The sequence below is a fragment of the Salmonella sp. SG203 genome (genome assembly GCF_013350575.1).
In the GTDB taxonomy this organism is placed as follows: domain Bacteria; phylum Pseudomonadota; class Gammaproteobacteria; order Enterobacterales; family Enterobacteriaceae; genus Salmonella; species Salmonella enterica.
Genome location: NZ_SNMT01000019.1, coordinates 1 through 19685 on the forward strand (window position 1 = coordinate 1; position 19685 = coordinate 19685).

Genomic DNA, 19685 nt, shown 5'->3' on the forward strand with positions numbered 1-19685 from the left:
CGCGGTGGTCCCACCTGACCCCATGCCGAACTCAGAAGTGAAACGCCGTAGCGCCGATGGTAGTGTGGGGTCTCCCCATGCGAGAGTAGGGAACTGCCAGGCATCAAATTAAGCAGTAAACTGATGTAAAAATCAGTGGTTGTAAAAGAATTCGGTGGAGCGGTAGTTCAGTTGGTTAGAATACCTGCCTGTCACGCAGGGGGTCGCGGGTTCGAGTCCCGTCCGTTCCGCCACCCTAATTAGGGGCGTAGTTCAATTGGTAGAGCACCGGTCTCCAAAACCGGGTGTTGGGAGTTCGAGTCTCTCCGCCCCTGCCAGAAATAATCCTTAGCATCTGCTAAGGATTTTTTTTTGCCTGAAATTACCTGATTATCTGGTCAGGTAATCGTAAGTTCCCTTCTTTTTCTTTTCATCATTTTCATTGTTCATCCAGCACATCCGTTTTTAACAGATCGCAGATCAGCGAGTATTTATCGCTGTTTTGCAGCCAAATGGCGTATAGCGGCCGTGAAAGCGTTGCGCTGTCGGCAACGGTATGTAATCCGCCCTTTTCATTTGCCCAGTTTACAGGAAGCCAGCTACAGCCATTTAATGCGCTAAGCTGCTGTCGGGCGAGTTCGGCTGAGCTGGTTGTTAATACCGGCACTTCATCTGCTGCGATCAGCCCGGTTTCATGCTGTTGGAAGTCTGGTCCCCACTCCAGCCGCAGATAATTGAGTTCTGATTTCTTACGGGTAGGGCTGCTGCAATATAACGCCAAAGTGAAGTGCCCTAACAGCTGACTGCTGAACTCATCCATTTTGGGCGCTTCGGTAGTAATGAGGAGATCAAGCTGGCGTTCATGAAGTTGCTTCACAAGCGATTGCCGTTGAGCGATTCTGGCTTCGAATTGCAGGCCGCTTTGCGGCTCCTGTAGTTGGTACAGTCGCCCCAGCCAGGCGTTAAGCATACACTCCCATAAAGACGCGCTGGCGCCGATGGAAAACTCGTTATGGCGTGAGGTATGCGCCACCTCTTTACGTGCCGCCTGCCACGTATTCATCAGCGTTTCCGCATACGGTAAAAGTTTTTCGCCAGCCGTGGTTAAACGGATATTGTTTCTGTGTCGCGTAAAAAGGTTTACGCCCAGTTGATTCTCCAGTTGCCTGATACGAAAGCTCACCGCGGATTGCGTCAGGTAAAGTGCTTCTGCGGCCCGCCCGAAATGGCGTGTCCGGCTAACTTCCAGGAAAGTTTTTAACAATTCCGTATCCACTGTGCTCTCCACAAAATTATTTGTCGTTATGATTTAAATGTTTTGTTTTACACTCTGTCAAGCGTAACTAATACTCCGCGCCATAAATAGCTCAGACAAAGAATTAGGAGCGTGCAGGATGGCGGAAAGCTTTACGACGACTAATCGATATTTTGACAATAAACATTATCCACGTGGATTCTCTCGTCACGGTGATTTCACGATTAAAGAGGCACAACTGCTTGAGCGTCATGGTCATGCCTTTAATGATCTGGATCTTGGCAAGCGTGAGCCTGTGACTGAAGAAGAGAAGCTGTTTGTAGCGGTATGTCGCGGTGAACGCGAGCCGGTAACGGATGCAGAACGCGTCTGGTCCAAGTATATGACGCGTATCAAGCGTCCAAAACGCTTCCACACCTTGTCTGGCGGCAAGCCGCAAGTTGAAGGCGCAGAAGACTACACCGAAGCTGATGATTAATAAAAAGGGCGTAATGCCCTTTTTTTACGCCAACAGCTTTTGCAAATGAATTAACAACCTGTCTATCGCCCGATAGCTTACCGCCTCCTGCAAATGCTGACGCGAGATCTGGTCAGCCAGTTCTATGTCGGCAATGGTTCTGGCCACTTTTAGTAAACGCTGCCAGGCGCGAATGGATAACCCAAGATGCACCAGCGTGTCTTCAAGCCAGCGAGCGTCATCGTGATGCAAAACACAATATTTTTGGATTTCGCGACCCTCCAGACGCGCGTTTAACTTCTTCTGGCGTCGGTACTGCCGTTCATGGGCGGCGATGACCCGCTTTTTTACCGTAGCGCTGCTCTCACCCTTTGAGGCGTGTTGGCTAAGAATCCCGGGCGGTGGAAGCGGTACCTCAAGCGAAAGGTCAAAACGATCAAGAAACGGGCCTGACAACCGATTAAGGTAACGTAGTGTCTGTTCTGGCGTGCAGCGATTATGGTTTCCCTGATAATGTCCGGTCGGGCTGGGATTCATTGCGGCGATTAACTGGAACCTGGCAGGGTACGTTATTTTCGCTCTGGTACGGGATAAATGAATTTGACCGGATTCTATAGGTTCACGTAGCGCATCCAGTGTGCGTCGCTCAAATTCAGGCAATTCATCAAGGAACAAAATTCCGTTGTGCGCCAGCGATATCTCTCCCGGGGCGGGTATTGCGCCGCCGCCGACCATAGCAGTAAGCGAGGCGCTATGATGAGGTGAGCGAAAGGGACGTTGCTGCCATCGTTTTTGTACCGTATCGGCATTAACCAGACTGAGGATCGCGGCGCTTTCCAACGCCTCTTCATTGCTTAATGGTGGAAGAATCCCGCTCAGTCGACTGGCCAGCATGGTTTTACCCGTACCCGGCGGGCCGATCAATAGCAGATTATGTCCCCCTGCCGCTGTAATCTCCAGGCCGCGTTTACCCTGCTCCTGACCGATCACATCGCGAAGATCGGCAGTTGCGGTAGGCGATGCCATATCCTGAGCTAAAGGTCTTTCCAGGGCGTGTTTCCCTTCCAGAAAGGCGCAGACGGTTTGTAGATGATCGGCGATAAAACATCCTTCTTTGCTGATAAGCCCAACCTCCGCCGCGTTCTCTGTTGCGACGATAATATTTCTGCCGGCCCTGATGGCTTCCGTTGCACTTGATATTGCGCCAGGAACGCCGCGTAATGCGCCTGTAAGCGCTAACTCACCCACCAGCTCATATGCCTCAAGATTCGACGCTGTAAGCTGCTCAGACGCGGCCAGAAGCGCAACAGCAATAGGCAGGTCATACCTTCCGCCTTCTTTCGGTAGATCGGCTGGAGCAAGGTTAATGGTTATTTTTTTAGCCGGAAATTCATATCCGCTATTAATAATCGCACTACGTACCCGGTCACGCGCCTCTTTTACCGTGGTTTCCGGTAGGCCAACCATGGTTAATCCCGGTAATCCATTACTGATATGCACCTCTATAGTGATAGGCGGCGCATTGACGCCAAGTGCGGCGCGAGTATGAACAATCGCCAGTGACATAATCCCTCCTGTTACGTGGATTATGCGGAATAGAAGAGAAAATCGAATTACTGACTTTTTGTTTTTTAGCGGCTGATTCCTGAATTTTGGCGTCATTTTCAGGTAAGAAACATCAAACTGGAAGAACGCTCACAGAAGCGAAAAGAAGGAAAACAGGGTGTAAAGCGCACCAAAAGGGGGAGGAAAACGTGAAAATTTTTCAGTTGCTAATTTTTCTTATAAAAAACAAAGCCCTTTTAGGCATTCACCTGCATTATCTGAAACGTGGTTAAAAAAATATCTTGTGCTATTGGCAAAACCTATGGTAACTCTTTAGGTATTCCTTCGAACAAGATGCAAGAATAGACAAAAATGACAGCCCTTCTACGAGTGATTAGCCTGGTCGTGATTAGCGTGGTGGTGATTATTATCCCACCGTGCGGGGCTGCACTTGGACGAGGAAAGGCTTAGAAATCAAGCCTTAACGAACTAAGACCCCCGCACCGAAAGGTCCGGGGGTTTTTTTTGGCCTGAAAAACTTAAGCGAGGAGCAGAGCGTGAATAACAGCATAAAATTCTGTTTCTCAAGATTTACGACGGGGATGTAACTATGAACGGGGCACAGTGGGTGGTACATGCTTTGCGAGCGCAGGGGGTGAAAACCGTATTTGGTTATCCTGGCGGCGCAATTATGCCGGTTTACGACGCGTTGTATGACGGTGGTGTGGAGCATTTGTTGTGCCGACACGAGCAGGGTGCCGCAATGGCGGCAATCGGTTATGCCCGTTCTACCGGCAAAACCGGTGTTTGTATCGCCACCTCGGGCCCTGGCGCCACTAACCTGATCACTGGCCTGGCGGATGCGTTGTTAGATTCGGTCCCCGTCGTCGCGATCACGGGGCAGGTTTCCGCCCCGTTCATCGGCACCGATGCGTTTCAGGAGGTAGATGTGTTAGGCCTGTCGCTGGCTTGTACCAAACACAGCTTCCTGGTGCAGTCGCTGGCAGAGCTGCCTCGTATCATGGCTGAGGCTTTTGAAGTCGCCAACGCTGGCCGTCCTGGCCCGGTTCTGGTGGATATCCCGAAAGATATCCAGTTGGCCAGCGGTGAGCTGGAACCCTGGTTTACTACCGTTGCTAACGAAGCGACCTTCCCGCAGGCTGATGTTGAACAGGCGCGCCAGATGCTGGAACAGGCGAAAAAACCCATGCTGTACGTCGGCGGTGGTGTTGGTATGGCGCAGGCAGTTCCGGCGCTGCGTAAATTTATCGCGGTAACGCAAATGCCAGTAACCTGCACGCTGAAAGGGCTGGGGGCTGTTGAAGCTGATTATCCGTACTATCTGGGCATGCTGGGAATGCACGGTACTAAAGCGGCTAATTTCGCGGTGCAAGAGTGTGATTTACTGATCGCAGTGGGTGCACGTTTTGATGACCGGGTGACCGGTAAGCTGAATACGTTTGCGCCGAACGCCAGCGTGATCCATATGGATATAGACCCGGCGGAAATGAACAAACTGCGTCAGGCACACGTCGCGTTGCAGGGCGATTTAAATTCGCTGTTGTCGGCATTACAGCAACCGCTGAAGATCGACGCATGGCGTCAGTCCTGTGCAGAGCTGCGCGCAGAACACGCCTGGCGCTATGACCATCCTGGCGAGACTATCTATGCGCCGTTGTTGTTGAAGCAATTGTCGGAACGCAAACCCGCAGACAGCGTGGTGACGACGGATGTGGGGCAGCATCAGATGTGGTCAGCCCAGCATATGACTTACACCCGCCCGGAGAACTTCATCACCTCCAGCGGTCTGGGGACGATGGGATTCGGCTTACCGGCGGCCGTTGGCGCGCAGGTAGCGCGACCGAATGATACCGTTATCTGTATCTCCGGTGACGGCTCCTTCATGATGAATGTTCAGGAGTTGGGCACCGTAAAACGCAAGCAGTTACCGTTGAAGATAGTCTTACTCGACAACCAGCGGTTAGGGATGGTTCGACAATGGCAGCAACTGTTTTTCCAGGAGCGATATAGCGAAACCACCCTGACCGATAACCCCGATTTCCTCATGCTGGCCAGCGCCTTCGGCATTCCAGGCCAGCACATTACTCGTAAAGACCAGGTTGAAGCGGCACTCGACACGATGTTGGCAAGCGAAGGGCCGTACCTGCTTCACGTCTCAATCGACGAACTTGAAAATGTCTGGCCGTTGGTGCCGCCTGGCGCCAGTAACTCTGAAATGCTGGAGAAATTATCATGATGCAACATCAGGTCAATGTATCGGCACGCTTTAATCCAGAAACCTTAGAACGTGTTTTACGCGTGGTGCGCCATCGTGGTTTTCAGGTGTGCTCCATGAATATGGAAGCCGCGACCGATGCGCAGAATATAAATATTGAATTGACCGTTGCCAGTCCCCGGTCGGTCGACTTACTGTTTAGTCAGTTAAGTAAACTGGTAGATGTTGCGCATGTCGCGATCTGCCAGAGCGCTGCCACATCACAACAAATCCGCGCCTGAGCGCAAAAGGAAGAAAAATGACGACGAAAAAAGCTGATTACATTTGGTTCAATGGCGAGATGGTGCGCTGGGAAGACGCGAAGGTTCACGTAATGTCTCACGCGCTGCACTACGGTACGTCGGTATTTGAAGGGATTCGGTGCTACGACTCTCACAAAGGCCCGGTAGTGTTTCGTCATCGTGAACATATGCAGCGCCTGCGCGACTCAGCAAAAATTTATCGTTTTCCGGTTTCCCAGAGTATTGATGAGCTGATGGAAGCCTGCCGCGAAGTGATCCGCAAAAACAACCTGACCAGCGCCTATATCCGTCCGTTGGTATTTGTCGGCGATGTCGGTATGGGCGTTAACCCGCCCCCGGGATACACCACTGACGTCATCATCGCCGCGTTCCCGTGGGGGGCATACCTGGGCGCCGAAGCGCTGGATCAGGGGATCGATGCGATGGTTTCTTCCTGGAATCGCGCTGCGCCGAACACCATTCCAACCGCTGCGAAAGCGGGCGGTAACTACCTCTCTTCACTGCTGGTGGGTAGCGAAGCGCGCCGCCACGGCTATCAGGAAGGCATCGCCCTGGATGTAAACGGCTATATCTCCGAAGGCGCAGGTGAAAACCTGTTTGAGGTAAAAGATGGCGTGCTGTTTACTCCGCCGTTTACCTCTTCCGCGCTGCCAGGCATTACTCGCGACGCGATCATCAAACTGGCGAAAGAGCTGGGTATTGAAGTGCGCGAGCAGGTGCTGTCCCGTGAATCGCTGTATCTGGCCGACGAAGTGTTTATGTCCGGAACCGCGGCAGAAATTACTCCGGTACGCAGCGTTGATGGTATCCAGGTAGGCGAAGGCCGTTGCGGCCCTGTTACCAAGCGTATTCAACAAGCCTTCTTTGGTCTCTTCACTGGAGAAACCGAGGATAAATGGGGCTGGTTGGATCCGGTAAATTCATAATAAATAAAATTAATATTTTCCCAAAATAATTTGCGTCACAGGAAGGCGGTAACGCAGCGAATCCCCAGGGCTTACTGTAGTAAGTGACTGGGGTGAGTGAGGCAGCCAACGCACCTGTGGCGTGAAGTATGAAGGGAAAAGATGGGGAGTAAATAAAGCATGCCTAAGTACCGTTCCGCCACCACCACCCATGGTCGTAATATGGCGGGTGCCCGCGCGCTGTGGCGCGCCACCGGAATGACCGACAGTGATTTTGGCAAACCGATTATCGCCGTGGTGAACTCATTCACTCAGTTTGTGCCGGGTCACGTTCATCTGCGCGATCTCGGTAAGCTGGTCGCCGAACAGATTGAAGCTTCCGGCGGGGTGGCGAAAGAGTTCAACACTATTGCCGTGGATGACGGGATTGCCATGGGGCACGGGGGTATGCTCTATTCACTGCCGTCGCGCGAGCTGATCGCCGACTCCGTTGAGTACATGGTGAACGCTCACTGCGCTGACGCGATGGTGTGTATCTCCAACTGCGACAAAATCACCCCAGGGATGCTCATGGCCTCGCTGCGCCTGAATATTCCGGTGATCTTTGTCTCCGGCGGCCCGATGGAAGCCGGGAAAACCAAGCTTTCAGACAAAATTATCAAGCTGGATCTGGTTGATGCCATGATTCAGGGAGCGGACCCGAAAGTCTCTGACGATCAAAGTAACCAGGTTGAACGCTCCGCCTGTCCAACCTGCGGCTCCTGCTCCGGCATGTTTACCGCTAACTCCATGAATTGCCTGACCGAAGCGCTGGGCCTGTCGCAGCCGGGCAACGGCTCGCTGCTGGCAACTCACGCTGACCGTAAGCAGTTGTTCCTCAATGCCGGTAAGCGGATTGTTGAACTGACTAAACGCTATTACGAGCAAAACGACGAAAGTGCACTGCCGCGTAACATCGCCAGCAAAGCCGCGTTTGAAAACGCGATGACGCTGGATATCGCGATGGGCGGTTCGACCAACACCGTTCTTCACCTGCTGGCGGCGGCGCAGGAAGCGGAAATCGACTTCACCATGAGTGATATCGACAAGCTGTCCCGCAAGGTGCCGCAGCTGTGTAAAGTGGCGCCAAGTACCCAGAAATACCATATGGAAGATGTTCACCGTGCCGGCGGTGTGCTGGGTATTTTAGGCGAGCTGGATCGCGCCGGGCTGCTGAACCGCAACGTGAAAAACGTATTAGGCCTGACGCTGCCGCAAACGCTGGAACAGTACGACATCACGGTTACGCAGGACGAAGCGGTTAAAAAAATGTTCCGTGCTGGCCCTGCCGGTATCCGTACTACTCAGGCGTTCTCGCAGGATTGTCGCTGGGATTCGCTGGATGACGACCGCGCAGCGGGTTGCATCCGCTCGCTGGAATATGCCTATAGCAAAGACGGCGGTCTGGCGGTGCTGTATGGCAACTTCGCCGAAAACGGCTGCATCGTTAAAACCGCGGGCGTCGATGACAGCATCCTTAAATTCACCGGCCCGGCGAAAGTGTATGAAAGTCAGGATGAGGCGGTAGAGGCGATTCTCGGCGGCAAAGTAGTGGAAGGCGATGTAGTCGTGATCCGCTACGAAGGGCCGAAAGGCGGGCCGGGAATGCAGGAAATGCTCTATCCGACCAGTTTCCTGAAGTCGATGGGGCTGGGCAAAGCCTGCGCGCTCATCACCGATGGGCGTTTTTCCGGCGGGACTTCCGGTCTCTCTATTGGCCACGTTTCGCCGGAAGCGGCCAGCGGCGGCACTATTGCGTTGATTGACGATGGCGACACTATTGCGATTGATATCCCGAACCGCAGCATTCAGTTGCAGTTGAGTGAGGCTGAAATCGCCGCACGCCGCGAGGCGCAGGAAGCTCGTGGCGACAAAGCCTGGACGCCGAAAAATCGTCAGCGTCAGGTTTCGTTTGCCCTGCGTGCCTACGCCAGCCTGGCGACCAGCGCCGATAAAGGCGCGGTGCGCGATAAATCGAAACTGGGAGGTTGATGATGGCGGAATCTCAACCACTGTCAGTCGCGCCGGAAGGGGCGGAGTATCTGCGCGCGGTGCTACGCGCGCCAGTATACGAAGCGGCGCAGGTGACGCCGCTGCAAAAAATGGAAAAGCTCTCGTCACGTCTGGACAACGTTATTCTCGTCAAACGCGAAGACCGGCAGCCGGTACATAGCTTTAAGCTGCGCGGCGCTTACGCGATGATGGCCGGATTGACCGAAGAACAAAAAGCCCACGGCGTGATTACCGCGTCGGCGGGCAATCATGCGCAGGGCGTGGCGTTCTCCTCCGCGCGGCTTGGCGTGAAGTCGCTGATCGTCATGCCAAAAGCAACGGCGGATATTAAAGTCGATGCGGTACGCGGTTTTGGCGGCGAAGTGCTGTTGCACGGCGCTAATTTTGATGAAGCGAAAGCGAAAGCTATTGAACTGGCGCAGCAGCAGGGTTTTACCTGGGTGCCGCCGTTTGATCACCCAATGGTGATCGCCGGGCAGGGCACGCTGGCGCTGGAACTGCTTCAGCAGGATTCGCATCTCGATCGTGTCTTTGTGCCGGTTGGCGGCGGCGGCCTGGCGGCGGGCGTAGCAGTACTGATCAAACAATTGATGCCGCAAATCAAAGTTATCGCCGTCGAAGCGGAGGATTCCGCCTGCCTGAAAGCGGCGTTGGAAGCCGGTCATCCAGTGGATCTCCCGCGCGTTGGGTTGTTTGCTGAAGGCGTAGCGGTAAAACGCATCGGCGACGAAACGTTCCGGCTGTGTCAGGAATACCTTGATGATATTGTCACCGTGGATAGCGACGCTATCTGCGCGGCGATGAAAGATCTGTTTGAAGATGTGCGTGCGGTGGCGGAGCCGTCCGGCGCGCTGGCGCTGGCGGGGATGAAGAAATATATCGCCCAGCACAATATTCGCGGCGAACGCCTGGCGCACGTCCTTTCCGGCGCCAACGTCAACTTCCACGGCTTGCGCTATGTGTCTGAACGCTGCGAGCTGGGGGAACAGCGCGAAGCGTTACTGGCGGTGACCATTCCGGAAGAAAAGGGGAGCTTTCTCAAATTCTGCCAGTTGCTTGGCGGGCGTATGGTCACCGAATTTAACTACCGTTTTGCCGACGCGAAAAATGCCTGTATTTTTGTTGGCGTACGCGTCAGTCAGGGGCTGGAGGAGCGAAAAGAGATTATCACCCAACTGTGCGACGGCGGTTATAGCGTAGTGGATCTCTCCGACGATGAAATGGCGAAGCTGCATGTGCGCTATATGGTCGGCGGACGCCCCTCCAAGCCATTACAGGAGCGTTTGTATAGTTTCGAATTTCCGGAGTCGCCCGGCGCGTTGCTCAAATTCCTGCATACGCTTGGCACGCACTGGAATATTTCGCTATTCCATTACCGTAGCCACGGTACCGATTATGGCCGCGTGCTGGCGGCGTTCGAGTTAGGCGATCATGAGCCGGATTTCGAAACCCGGCTGCATGAGCTGGGCTATGAATGCCATGATGAGAGCAATAACCCGGCGTTCCGGTTCTTTCTGGCGGGTTAATTCAGCGTTTAGTTTTTCGGGCCCACAAAGTAAAGTGGGCCTGATATCCAGATATTATCTTCCCTCAGTTATTGGGCTTTTCTGCCAGCCCGGAGCATCCACTCATTTCATTTTGCGAGACGTTTTCCAGAAGGCGCCCAATCTGCTTGTGGTGAAACTCGGCTCACCATATCGTTAGCACCGCCATCACTTGCACCTGCTAAAAACAATGTATAAAATTTTATACGCAAGGATGTTATGTTACTCACCCGAGCTCTCTCCAATGAAAAAGAAATTCGATGAGTGGGATCTTCTCTGGAGGATCTCCTGGCTTTTCCCATAACGGTACGTAAAGCAGTCGGTTATCAGCTTCACAAAATTCAGTATGGAATTGAACCCGATGACTGGAAACCGTTTTCAGAAATTGGGGCTGGGGTAAATGAAATTCGTATTCGTGACAACAATGGTATCTATCGCGTTATGTATGTCGCTAAGTTTGAAGAAGCACTCTACGTTTTGCATAGTTTCCAAAAACAGACGCAACAAACCAGTCAGCATGATAAAAACATCGCCAGAACGCGTTATAACCGGGTGGTGCAACAACGGAGAAACAGCTTGTGATTGCCAAAACTGATAGTGATATTCGCCATGTGACGCCATCTGGCGGTAATGTTTTTGCTGATTTGGGGTTTCATAAGCAGGACGCAGAAAAGTTTTACGCTGATTCCCTGAATGAAATCGAAAACACGTTAGCCATTAAACAACAGCTAATGGAAGAAATTACCCTCTGGATTACGCAAAACCAGATGAAGCAAGCCGAGGTTGCTACAGTTTTGCATATATCCCGACCGCGCGTTTCGGATGTCGTCAACAAGAAATGCAGCAAATTCACCATTGATGCTCTGGTGAATATGCTTAGCCGTATTGGGAAGCCTGTTCGGGTAATGGTAGGGCCGTAAAACTAATTCGGTAAAATCTTCCAGAACGCATCAATTAGCGGCTCATGCAGCCGCTTTTTTTGCGCGCAGACGCCAAGTTCAAACGGCGTTTTTTCATCGCTGCGTTCTAAAATCATCACCCGGTTGCGCACTGGCTCCGGGCTGTTTTCCAGCACCACTTCCGGCAGCAGCGCCACGCCGCAGCCCAGCGCCACCATTGAGACCATCGCTTCGTGACCGCCGACGGTGGCGTAAATCTGCGGATTGCTGATTTTATGGCGGCGAAACCACAGCTCAATACGGCGGCGTACCGGCCCCTGATCGGCCATGATAAATGGCACCGTCGACCAGTCGGGCTTATCAACCGAAACCTGATTGCGCACCGGGCAGGGCAGCGCCGGGGCGATCAGCACCACCGCCAGATTTTCCAGCATCGAAAACGCCACTGCGCCCGGTAGCGTTTCTGGTTTGCCGGCGATTGCCAGGTCCGCTTCTCCCGTTACCACCTTTTCCATCGCATCGGCGGCGTCTCCGGTCGTCAATTTGATTTCAACAGAAGGGTGTTCGGCGCGAAAACGGTCTAGGATCGGCGGCAGATGACTGTATGCCGCGGTCACTGAACAGAAGATATGGAGTTCGCCGGAAAGGGACGGCCCCTGCTGATCGAGGGTATGGCGCAACTGCTGATATTGCAAAAGTGTCTGTTGGGCAAACACTCGCAGCTCTTCACCCGCTTCGGTCAGCGTGACGGTGCGGTTATCACGCACAAACAGCGGCTGGCCGAGATCTTCTTCCAGCCGCTGGATCTGCCGGGAGAGCGTGGAGGGGCTGACGTGCATCGCCCGCGCGCTGCGGCCAAAGTGGCGGCTTTCCGCCAGATGCAGGAAGGTTTTTAGATCGCGTAAATCCACAGACAGACCTCCGGTTTTTGACGTTGCATAAACCGCAACATAACGTTGTGAATATATCAATTTCCGCAATAAATTTCCTGTTGTAATGTGGGTTCATTCGCACAGATAGCAATCTGTAAACCGAACAATAAGCGCGACAACACAACATCACGGAGTACACCATCATGGCTAACTACTTTAATACACTGAATCTGCGCCAGCAGCTGGCGCAGCTGGGTAAATGTCGCTTTATGGGCCGCGACGAATTCGCCGACGGCGCGAGCTACCTGCAGGGTAAAAAAGTGGTCATCGTCGGCTGTGGCGCTCAGGGGCTGAACCAGGGCCTGAACATGCGTGACTCCGGTCTGGATATTTCCTACGCCCTGCGTAAAGAAGCTATTGCTGAGAAGCGCGCCTCCTGGCGTAAAGCGACCGAAAACGGCTTCAAAGTAGGCACCTACGAAGAGCTGATCCCGCAGGCTGACCTGGTGGTTAACCTGACGCCGGACAAACAGCACTCCGACGTTGTACGTTCTGTACAGCCGCTGATGAAAGACGGCGCAGCGCTGGGCTACTCCCACGGCTTCAACATCGTGGAAGTGGGCGAGCAGATCCGTAAAGACATCACCGTGGTGATGGTGGCACCGAAGTGTCCGGGTACCGAAGTGCGTGAAGAATACAAACGTGGTTTCGGCGTGCCGACGCTGATCGCCGTTCACCCGGAAAACGACCCGAAAGGCGAAGGTATGGCGATTGCTAAAGCCTGGGCGGCGGCCACCGGCGGTCACCGTGCGGGCGTACTGGAATCTTCTTTCGTTGCAGAAGTGAAATCTGACCTGATGGGCGAGCAGACCATCCTGTGCGGTATGTTGCAGGCCGGTTCTCTGCTGTGCTTCGACAAGCTGGTGGCAGAAGGCACCGACCCGGCATACGCGGAAAAACTGATTCAGTTCGGCTGGGAAACCATCACCGAAGCGCTGAAGCAGGGCGGCATCACCCTGATGATGGACCGTCTGTCTAACCCGGCGAAACTGCGTGCTTACGCGCTGTCCGAACAGCTGAAAGAGATCATGGCGCCGCTGTTCCAGAAACACATGGATGACATCATCTCCGGCGAATTCTCTTCCGGCATGATGGATGACTGGGCTAACGACGATAAGAAACTGCTGACCTGGCGTGAAGAGACCGGCAAAACCGCGTTCGAAACCGCGCCGCAGTATGAAGGCAAAATCGGCGAGCAGGAGTACTTTGATAAAGGCGTGCTGATGATCGCGATGGTGAAAGCGGGCGTTGAGTTGGCGTTCGAAACTATGGTGGATTCCGGCATCATCGAAGAATCCGCTTACTACGAATCACTGCACGAGCTGCCGCTGATCGCCAACACCATCGCCCGTAAGCGTCTGTACGAAATGAACGTGGTTATCTCTGATACCGCAGAATACGGTAACTACCTGTTCTCTTACGCTTGCGTACCGCTGCTGAAACCGTTTATGGCGGAATTGCAACCGGGCGATCTGGGTAGTGCTATCCCGGAAGGCGCGGTAGACAACGCACAGCTTCGCGACGTGAACGACGCGATTCGTAGTCATGCGATTGAGCAGGTAGGTAAGAAACTGCGCGGCTATATGACGGATATGAAGCGTATTGCGGTAGCGGGTTGATATACCTTGTCGGGGGGCGCTAGCGCTTACCTGACCTACAAAATCAAGCAGACGATGTAGGCCGGGTAAGGCGTAGCCGCCACCCGGCTTTTTATTTACGATACAATACCTTAATGATGTGGTAACCGAACTGGGTATGCAGCGGGCCGGTTGGCTCCAGTACCGGGCAGGAAAAGACTACTTTATCGAATGCCGGAACCATCTGGCCCTGACGAAATTCGCCTAAATGACCGCCTTTTTTACCGGATGGGCAGATAGAATGCTTCTTCGCCAGCTTCTCAAAATCGCCGCCGTTTTTAATTTGCTCCAGAAGATCTAAAGCCAGTTTCTCTTCTTTTACAAGAATATGCAGTGCTGCTGCCATTTTTGCCATTATTGTGTTCTCACGTCGCAAAGATTGGCCGTCACTTTATCACTCCTTAGGCCGTCAGACATATACTCTTCGCCATTACAGGACAGATGTCCCGCCTGATTTAATGAACCGGGAGATAAGCAGCATTTTTAGCGGGCGTATTTCGGATGTGCGGGACGGCGGTCCTGTCCTTTCTGACAAGGGGCGAGATACCATGAACATAATGAAAAACGCAGAATTTCCAGACGACTGGCTTTTAGGGCTACGCCAGGTCGTACGCGACCCAGTGCTCTATGAATTACTCAAATACTGCCCGTTGGAAATCATGCAGTACAGGGCGTTTATGCGATGTCGCTTGAGTATGTTCTGCTGACGGCGATCGCGCTAATGGGTTCTTTCAGTTGGATCAAGAGCGCACAGCGTAATGGCTATACGCCGCTTGCCGCCAGAGCCTGCTGATTGACCTTTTCCAGGCTGCCTGAAAAAGCAGCCTGGTCTTCTCTGGGCCTCGCTTTCTGCTACAATCCCTCCCCCGTTCGAAGATTGAGCACTATTCCCATGCGTTTAAATCCCGGCCAACAACACGCTGTCGAATTCGTCACCGGACCCTGCCTGGTGCTGGCAGGAGCGGGTTCTGGTAAAACTCGCGTAATTACCAATAAAATCGCCCACCTGATCCGCGGATGCGGCTATCAGGCCCGGCATATTGCGGCGGTGACGTTTACCAACAAGGCAGCGCGTGAGATGAAAGAACGCGTCGGGCAGACGCTCGGCCGTAAGGAAGCGCGTGGTTTGATGATCTCCACCTTTCATACGCTAGGGCTGGATATTATTAAGCGCGAGTACGCTGCGCTGGGGATGAAATCGAACTTTTCATTGTTTGACGATACCGACCAGGTCGCCTTGCTCAAAGAGCTGACCGAAGGCCTGATCGAAGACGACAAGGTTCTGTTGCAACAGCTGATCTCCACGATCTCCAACTGGAAAAACGATCTCAAAACGCCTGCGCAGGCAGCGGCGGGGGCGAAAGGTGAACGCGATCGTATTTTTGCCCACTGCTACGGGCTTTACGACGCCCATATGAAGGCATGTAACGTTCTCGATTTTGATGATTTGATTTTGCTGCCGACGCTGCTGCTGCAACGCAATGACGAGGTGCGCGAGCGCTGGCAGAATAAAATTCGTTATCTGCTGGTGGATGAATATCAGGATACTAACACCAGCCAGTATGAGTTGGTTAAGCTGCTGGTCGGGCAACGCGCGCGCTTTACGGTCGTAGGCGATGACGATCAGTCTATCTACTCCTGGCGCGGGGCGCGTCCGCAAAACCTGGTGTTACTGAGCCAGGACTTTCCGGCGCTGCAGGTGATTAAACTGGAGCAAAACTATCGTTCTTCGGGCCGCATCCTGAAAGCGGCAAATATTCTCATCGCCAATAATCCGCACGTCTTTGAAAAGCGCCTCTTTTCCGAACTCGGTTACGGCGCGGAACTCAAAGTGTTAAGCGCAAACAATGAAGAGCATGAAGCTGAGCGCGTTACCGGCGAACTGATTGCCCATCACTTTGTGAACAAGACCCAGTACAAGGATTACGCCATTCTGTATCGCGGGAATCATCAGTCGCGGGTATTTGAAAAATTCCTCATGCAGAACCGCATTCCGTACAAAATTTCCGGCGGCACCTCATTCTTCTCCCGTCCGGAGATTAAAGACTTGCTGGCCTATCTGCGGGTGTTGACCAACCCGGATGATGACAGCGCTTTCCTGCGCATCGTGAATACGCCAAAACGCGAAATCGGTCCGGCTACTCTGCAAAAGCTGGGTGAATGGGCAATGACGCGTAATAAAAGCCTGTTTACCGCCAGCTTTGATATGGGGCTTAGCCAAAAGCTGACCGGGCGTGGTTACGATTCATTGACGCGTTTTACCCACTGGCTGGGGGAAATCCAGCGTCTGGCCGAACGCGAGCCTGTCGCCGCCGTGCGCGATCTCATCCACGGTATTGACTATGAATCCTGGTTGTACGAAACCTCGCCGAGCCCCAAAGCGGCGGAAATGCGTATGAAAAACGTTAACCAGCTCTTTAGCTGGATGACTGAGATGCTGGAAGGCAACGAACTCGATGAGCCGATGACGCTCACCCAGGTGGTTACACGCTTTACGCTGCGCGATATGATGGAGCGTGGCGAGAGCGAAGAAGAGCTGGATCAGGTACAGTTGATGACGCTTCATGCGTCGAAAGGACTGGAATTCCCGTATGTCTATATGGTGGGAATGGAAGAAGGATTTTTGCCGCATCAAAGCAGTATTGACGAGGATAATATTGAGGAAGAGCGTCGGCTGGCCTATGTCGGGATCACTCGCGCGCAGAAAGAGCTCACCTTTACATTATGTAAAGAGCGCCGTCAGTATGGGGAACTGGTGCGCCCGGAACCCAGCCGCTTCCTGTTAGAACTGCCGCAGGATGATTTAATCTGGGAGCAGGAGCGCAAAGTGGTGAGCGCTGAGGAGCGAATGCAAAAAGGGCAAAGTCACCTGGCTAATCTGAAAGCCATGATGGCGGCAAAGCGAGCGAAATCGTAGGCCGGATAAGCGAAGCGTCATCCGGCAATCAGACGATGGTTAGCGAACGTCCAGCGGCCAGTGTACATAGCTTTGCCACTGGCTTTCCTGATCAATCAACTCTTTACCCAGCGGGTGATGCGCCAGCCAGTCGCCAGGCAAGGTTAACGTCAGATTTTCATTTAGCGCCTGTAGCGTAATTTCTGGTACCAGATCGTCACGACGGCGACCGGCAAAAAGAATCGCCAGTCGCAGCAAACGGCATAGCTGTTCCGCAACACGGGGCGGTACCGCGTTTTGCTGATGAAGCGAAGAGAGATCGACCGGATTGGTCTGATTCAGTAAGAGGGTGGCGAGCAATTTTTTCTGCGCGGGCGTATAGCCAGGCAGATCCAAATGGCGTACTAAATAGGCGGCATGATAGGGCGCCTGTTTAAAATCAACGCTCAGACCGATCTCATGCAACTGGCAAGCGCTAAGCAACAGTTCACGACTGATAGGCTCAATATGCCAGGCATTTTCTACCTGTTTGAGGAAGTTATCTGCCAGCTTCGCTACGCGGTTCGCCTGCTCGGTATCGACGATAAACCGACGCTGAATGTTTCGCAGCGTGCGGCTGCGGATATCCTGATCTACCGCCAGATGCAACATCCCATACACCAGCCCTTCGCGTAACGCGCCGCCTGCCAGCGTCATGCTCTGGATGTTCAGCTCGGTAAATATCGCGATCAGAATAGCCAGCCCGCTTGGGAAAACCAGCGCGCGCTCCAGCGTCAGGCCTTCGATTTCCAGCTCTTCCAGACGCCCGCACTGTATCGCGCGTTGTTTTAGCTGCTGCAGTTTGGCGAGCGTAATGCGCTCGTCCATCCCCTGCGCCATCATGATTTCCTGCAATGCCTGTACGGTGCCGGAGGCACCCACGCAGACCTTCCAGCCATGAAAACGCAGTTCATCGGCGACCGGACGCAGTACATCGCGCGCGGCCTTCTCCGCATCATCAAAGTTTTCTTGCGCCAGATTACGATCGCTAAAATAGCGTTCAAGCCACGTTACGCAGCCCATGGACAGGCTAAATAGCGACGTGGTTTGCGCGCCAGTGCCGGTAACCAGTTCAGTGCTGGCGCCGCCGATATCCACCACCAGTCGCTGATCTGCGCCGCCGGTAGTATGAGCGACTCCCTGATAAATCAGCCGCGCCTCTTCTTCGCCGCTGATAACCTGCACCGGACAACCAAGGATAGTCTGCGCTTTCGCGATAAATTCCCCCGCATTAACGGCGAGACGCAATGTTGCGGTGGCAACCACGCGGATTTGCGGCTGCGGGATATCCTGCAAACGTTCAGCAAACAGACGCAGGCATTGCCAGCCGCGTTCCATCGCTTCGGCCGAAAGGTGGTTGTCGTTGTTCAGACCCGCGGCCAGACGCACCTTGCGTTTTATTCGGGTCAGCGTCTGGATGCTTCCCGCCGCCTCGCGCACGACCAGCATATGAAAACTATTGGAACCGAGATCAATGGCGGCATACAACGAGGTGGAATTCATACACTTCATCCTTCAACCTGTATCCGTGTTGGCTGCGTACTCTTCCTAAGCTCATCGGGATTTGTTTTCTTGCCGCCTTGATACAGGCTAAATGATTTTGTGTATGGCATAACTTTTCTTAACCTGAACGACGACGATTACGCGGAGCGCCAGCGCGGCGCGGACCATTGCCAGGACGCGAACGCGTCAGACGCAACGGCTTGGGCAGATCGTTCATGAGCGCTTCCGGATTGTATTTGCTGACCGGAATCGAGTGGCCGATATAGCTCTCAATGGCGGGCAGATTCAGCGCATACTCTTCGCAAGCCAGGCTGATGGAATGTCCGCTGGCGCCAGCGCGACCGGTACGACCGATACGGTGAACATAGTCTTCACAATCGTCTGGCAGATCGTAGTTAAAGACGTGCGTTACGGCGGGGATATGCAACCCGCGCGCCGCGACATCGGTCGCCACAAGAATATCCAGATCGCCGCGGGTGAACTCATCCAGAATCCGCAGGCGCTTTTTCTGCGCGACGTCGCCGGTCAGCAGACCAACACGATGGCCATCTGCCGCCAGATGTCCCCAGATATCTTCGCAACGATGCTTGGTGTTGGCGAAAATAATGGCGCGATCCGGCCACTCTTCTTCGATCAGCGTTTGCAGTAAACGCATTTTCTCTTCATTAGAGGGGTAGAAAAGCTCTTCTTTAATGCGGTGGCCGGTCTTTTGCTCCGGTTCCACTTCAACATATTCGGCGTTGTTCATCTGTTCAAACGCCAGCTCGCGAACCCGATAAGACAGGGTGGCGGAGAACAACATGTTCAGACGTTGCGCAGCCGGCGGCATACGACGGAACAGCCAGCGGATATCTTTAATAAAGCCCAAATCGTACATGCGATCGGCTTCATCGAGTACGACGACCTGAATGGCGCCGAGGTTAATGTGATTTTGTTTGGCGTAGTCGATCAGTCGGCCCGTCGTACCAATAAGAATATCAACGCCGCTTTCCAGCACTTTAAGCTGCTTGTCGTAACCATCGCCGCCGTAAGCCAGGCCTAATTTTAAGCCTGTCGCTTGCGCCAACGGCTCCGCGTCTGCGTGAATTTGTACGGCTAATTCACGCGTCGGCGCCATGATCAGCGCGCGCGGCTGGTTCACCTTGCGATCGTCGATCGCGGGATGAGAAAGTAAATAATGAAACGTTGACGTCAGAAACGCCATCGTTTTCCCGGTACCGGTTTGCGCCTGCCCTGCAACGTCACGACCCGCCAGCGTTAGCGGAAGGGCCAGTGCCTGAATGGGCGTACAATTATAAAACCCTTTTTTTTCAAGGGCTTCAACCACCTGTGGGTGCAGGGCGAAGTCGGAAAACTTCTGTTCTGTTAAATGTGTTTTGCTCATAGTGTGGTAGAATATCAGCTTACTATTGCTTTACGAAAGCGTATCCGGTGAAATAAAGTCAACCTTTGTTGGCGAAGTTAACATCAGCACCTCGTTGGTTAATGCTACACCAACACGCCA

At 53.4% G+C, this 19685-nt stretch carries 18 protein-coding genes, 2 tRNA genes, 1 rRNA gene and 2 pseudogenes; 17 read left to right on the forward strand and 6 right to left on the reverse strand.

Annotated elements, in window-relative coordinates; all coding sequences use genetic code 11:
* The 3 genes from rrf to HV477_RS20945 all read left to right on the forward strand — a co-directional run.
* A 5S ribosomal RNA gene (rrf, locus tag HV477_RS20935) occupies positions 1–102 on the forward strand; the annotation flags it as partial.
* 54 nt (positions 103–156) lie between these two features.
* Positions 157–233: transfer RNA gene (locus HV477_RS20940), tRNA-Asp, on the forward strand.
* An 8-nt stretch (positions 234–241) separates the two neighbouring features.
* Positions 242–317: transfer RNA gene (locus HV477_RS20945), tRNA-Trp, on the forward strand.
* A 101-nt stretch (positions 318–418) separates the two neighbouring features.
* Here the strand turns inward: HV477_RS20945 and hdfR are convergent.
* Positions 419–1267, reverse strand: a complete 849-nt coding sequence (gene hdfR, locus HV477_RS20950) for an HTH-type transcriptional regulator HdfR (RefSeq protein WP_114063873.1) — start codon at positions 1265–1267, stop codon at positions 419–421.
* Positions 1268–1373: 106 nt separating this feature from the next.
* Here hdfR and maoP point away from each other — a divergent pair, with 106 nt between their 5' ends.
* Positions 1374–1712: a macrodomain Ori organization protein MaoP gene (gene maoP / locus HV477_RS20955; protein ID WP_000840996.1), complete on the forward strand. Its 339-nt coding sequence runs from the start codon at positions 1374–1376 to the stop codon at positions 1710–1712.
* Between the two features lie 24 nt (positions 1713–1736).
* Here the strand turns inward: maoP and HV477_RS20960 are convergent, their stop codons facing one another.
* Positions 1737–3257 (reverse strand): YifB family Mg chelatase-like AAA ATPase, encoded by a 1521-nt coding sequence (locus tag HV477_RS20960; protein ID WP_000050217.1) that lies wholly within the window; start codon positions 3255–3257, stop codon positions 1737–1739.
* 351 nt (positions 3258–3608) lie between these two features.
* Here HV477_RS20960 and ilvL point away from each other — a divergent pair, with 351 nt between their 5' ends.
* The 9 genes from ilvL (at position 3609) to HV477_RS21000 (ending at position 11195) form a co-directional block, all read left to right on the forward strand.
* Positions 3609–3707 carry an ilv operon leader peptide gene (gene ilvL / locus HV477_RS20965; protein WP_001311244.1) on the forward strand — a complete coding sequence of 33 codons (99 nt, stop codon included), beginning with the start codon at positions 3609–3611 and terminating at the stop codon, positions 3705–3707.
* 86 nt (positions 3708–3793) lie between these two features.
* Positions 3794–3844, forward strand: a complete 51-nt coding sequence (gene ilvX / locus HV477_RS28245; protein ID WP_192930503.1) for a peptide IlvX — start codon at positions 3794–3796, stop codon at positions 3842–3844.
* Positions 3845–3846: 2 nt separating this feature from the next.
* Positions 3847–5493 carry an acetolactate synthase 2 catalytic subunit gene (gene ilvG, locus HV477_RS20970; protein WP_023218501.1) on the forward strand — a complete coding sequence of 549 codons (1647 nt, stop codon included), beginning with the start codon at positions 3847–3849 and terminating at the stop codon, positions 5491–5493.
* On the forward strand, positions 5490–5753 hold the full coding sequence (gene ilvM / locus HV477_RS20975) for an acetolactate synthase 2 small subunit (protein ID WP_000983260.1): 264 nt from the start codon (positions 5490–5492) through the stop codon (positions 5751–5753). Before ilvG ends, ilvM begins: the two co-directional genes overlap by 4 nt.
* 17 nt (positions 5754–5770) lie before the next feature.
* Positions 5771–6700, forward strand: a complete 930-nt coding sequence (gene ilvE, locus HV477_RS20980) for a branched-chain-amino-acid transaminase (protein ID WP_000208532.1) — start codon at positions 5771–5773, stop codon at positions 6698–6700.
* A gap of 159 nt (positions 6701–6859) precedes the next feature.
* A complete protein-coding gene (gene ilvD / locus HV477_RS20985; RefSeq protein ID WP_079899269.1) occupies positions 6860–8710 on the forward strand; it encodes a dihydroxy-acid dehydratase in 1851 nt (616 codons plus the stop codon).
* Between the two features lie 2 nt (positions 8711–8712).
* The gene (gene ilvA, locus HV477_RS20990; protein ID WP_001524959.1) at positions 8713–10257 is read left to right on the forward strand and encodes a threonine ammonia-lyase, biosynthetic; all 1545 of its coding nucleotides are present in this window, start codon (positions 8713–8715) and stop codon (positions 10255–10257) included.
* 282 nt (positions 10258–10539) lie between these two features.
* Positions 10540–10857: a type II toxin-antitoxin system RelE/ParE family toxin gene (locus HV477_RS20995; RefSeq protein ID WP_000535852.1), complete on the forward strand. Its 318-nt coding sequence runs from the start codon at positions 10540–10542 to the stop codon at positions 10855–10857.
* Positions 10854–11195, forward strand: a complete 342-nt coding sequence (locus HV477_RS21000) for a helix-turn-helix domain-containing protein (RefSeq protein WP_000560824.1) — start codon at positions 10854–10856, stop codon at positions 11193–11195. The genes HV477_RS20995 and HV477_RS21000 overlap by 4 nt, the downstream gene beginning before the upstream one ends.
* 2 nt (positions 11196–11197) lie before the next feature.
* Here the strand turns inward: HV477_RS21000 and ilvY are convergent, their stop codons facing one another.
* On the reverse strand, positions 11198–12085 hold the full coding sequence (ilvY, locus tag HV477_RS21005; RefSeq protein WP_000365798.1) for an HTH-type transcriptional activator IlvY: 888 nt from the start codon (positions 12083–12085) through the stop codon (positions 11198–11200).
* Between the two features lie 164 nt (positions 12086–12249).
* On the opposite strand from ilvY, the gene ilvC reads away from it, so the two are divergent.
* The gene (gene ilvC / locus HV477_RS21010) at positions 12250–13725 is read left to right on the forward strand and encodes a ketol-acid reductoisomerase (protein WP_023256540.1); all 1476 of its coding nucleotides are present in this window, start codon (positions 12250–12252) and stop codon (positions 13723–13725) included.
* A gap of 91 nt (positions 13726–13816) precedes the next feature.
* On the opposite strand, the gene ppiC is transcribed toward ilvC, so the two are convergent.
* Positions 13817–14098 carry a peptidylprolyl isomerase PpiC gene (gene ppiC / locus HV477_RS21015; RefSeq protein WP_001096806.1) on the reverse strand — a complete coding sequence of 94 codons (282 nt, stop codon included), beginning with the start codon at positions 14096–14098 and terminating at the stop codon, positions 13817–13819.
* Positions 14099–14291: 193 nt separating this feature from the next.
* Between ppiC and HV477_RS28920 the strand changes: the two are divergent.
* From HV477_RS28920 to rep, 3 genes and pseudogenes are all read left to right on the forward strand, one after another.
* Positions 14292–14447 (forward strand): annotated as a pseudogene (locus HV477_RS28920) (Crp/Fnr family transcriptional regulator); the annotation flags it as partial.
* Positions 14399–14536: pseudogene (locus HV477_RS21020) on the forward strand (nicotinamide riboside transporter PnuC); the annotation flags it as partial. The pseudogenes HV477_RS28920 and HV477_RS21020, both read left to right, overlap by 49 nt.
* A 99-nt stretch (positions 14537–14635) precedes the next feature.
* A complete protein-coding gene (gene rep / locus HV477_RS21025) occupies positions 14636–16660 on the forward strand; it encodes a DNA helicase Rep (RefSeq protein WP_001238842.1) in 2025 nt (674 codons plus the stop codon).
* Between the two features lie 39 nt (positions 16661–16699).
* Here the strand turns inward: rep and gppA are convergent, their stop codons facing one another.
* Entirely contained in the window at positions 16700–18181 is a 1482-nt protein-coding gene (gene gppA / locus HV477_RS21030; RefSeq protein ID WP_001089451.1) for a guanosine-5'-triphosphate,3'-diphosphate diphosphatase, read from the reverse strand.
* Positions 18182–18299: 118 nt separating this feature from the next.
* A complete protein-coding gene (rhlB, locus tag HV477_RS21035) occupies positions 18300–19565 on the reverse strand; it encodes an ATP-dependent RNA helicase RhlB (protein ID WP_000047525.1) in 1266 nt (421 codons plus the stop codon).
* Between the last annotated feature and the right edge of the window lie 120 nt (positions 19566–19685).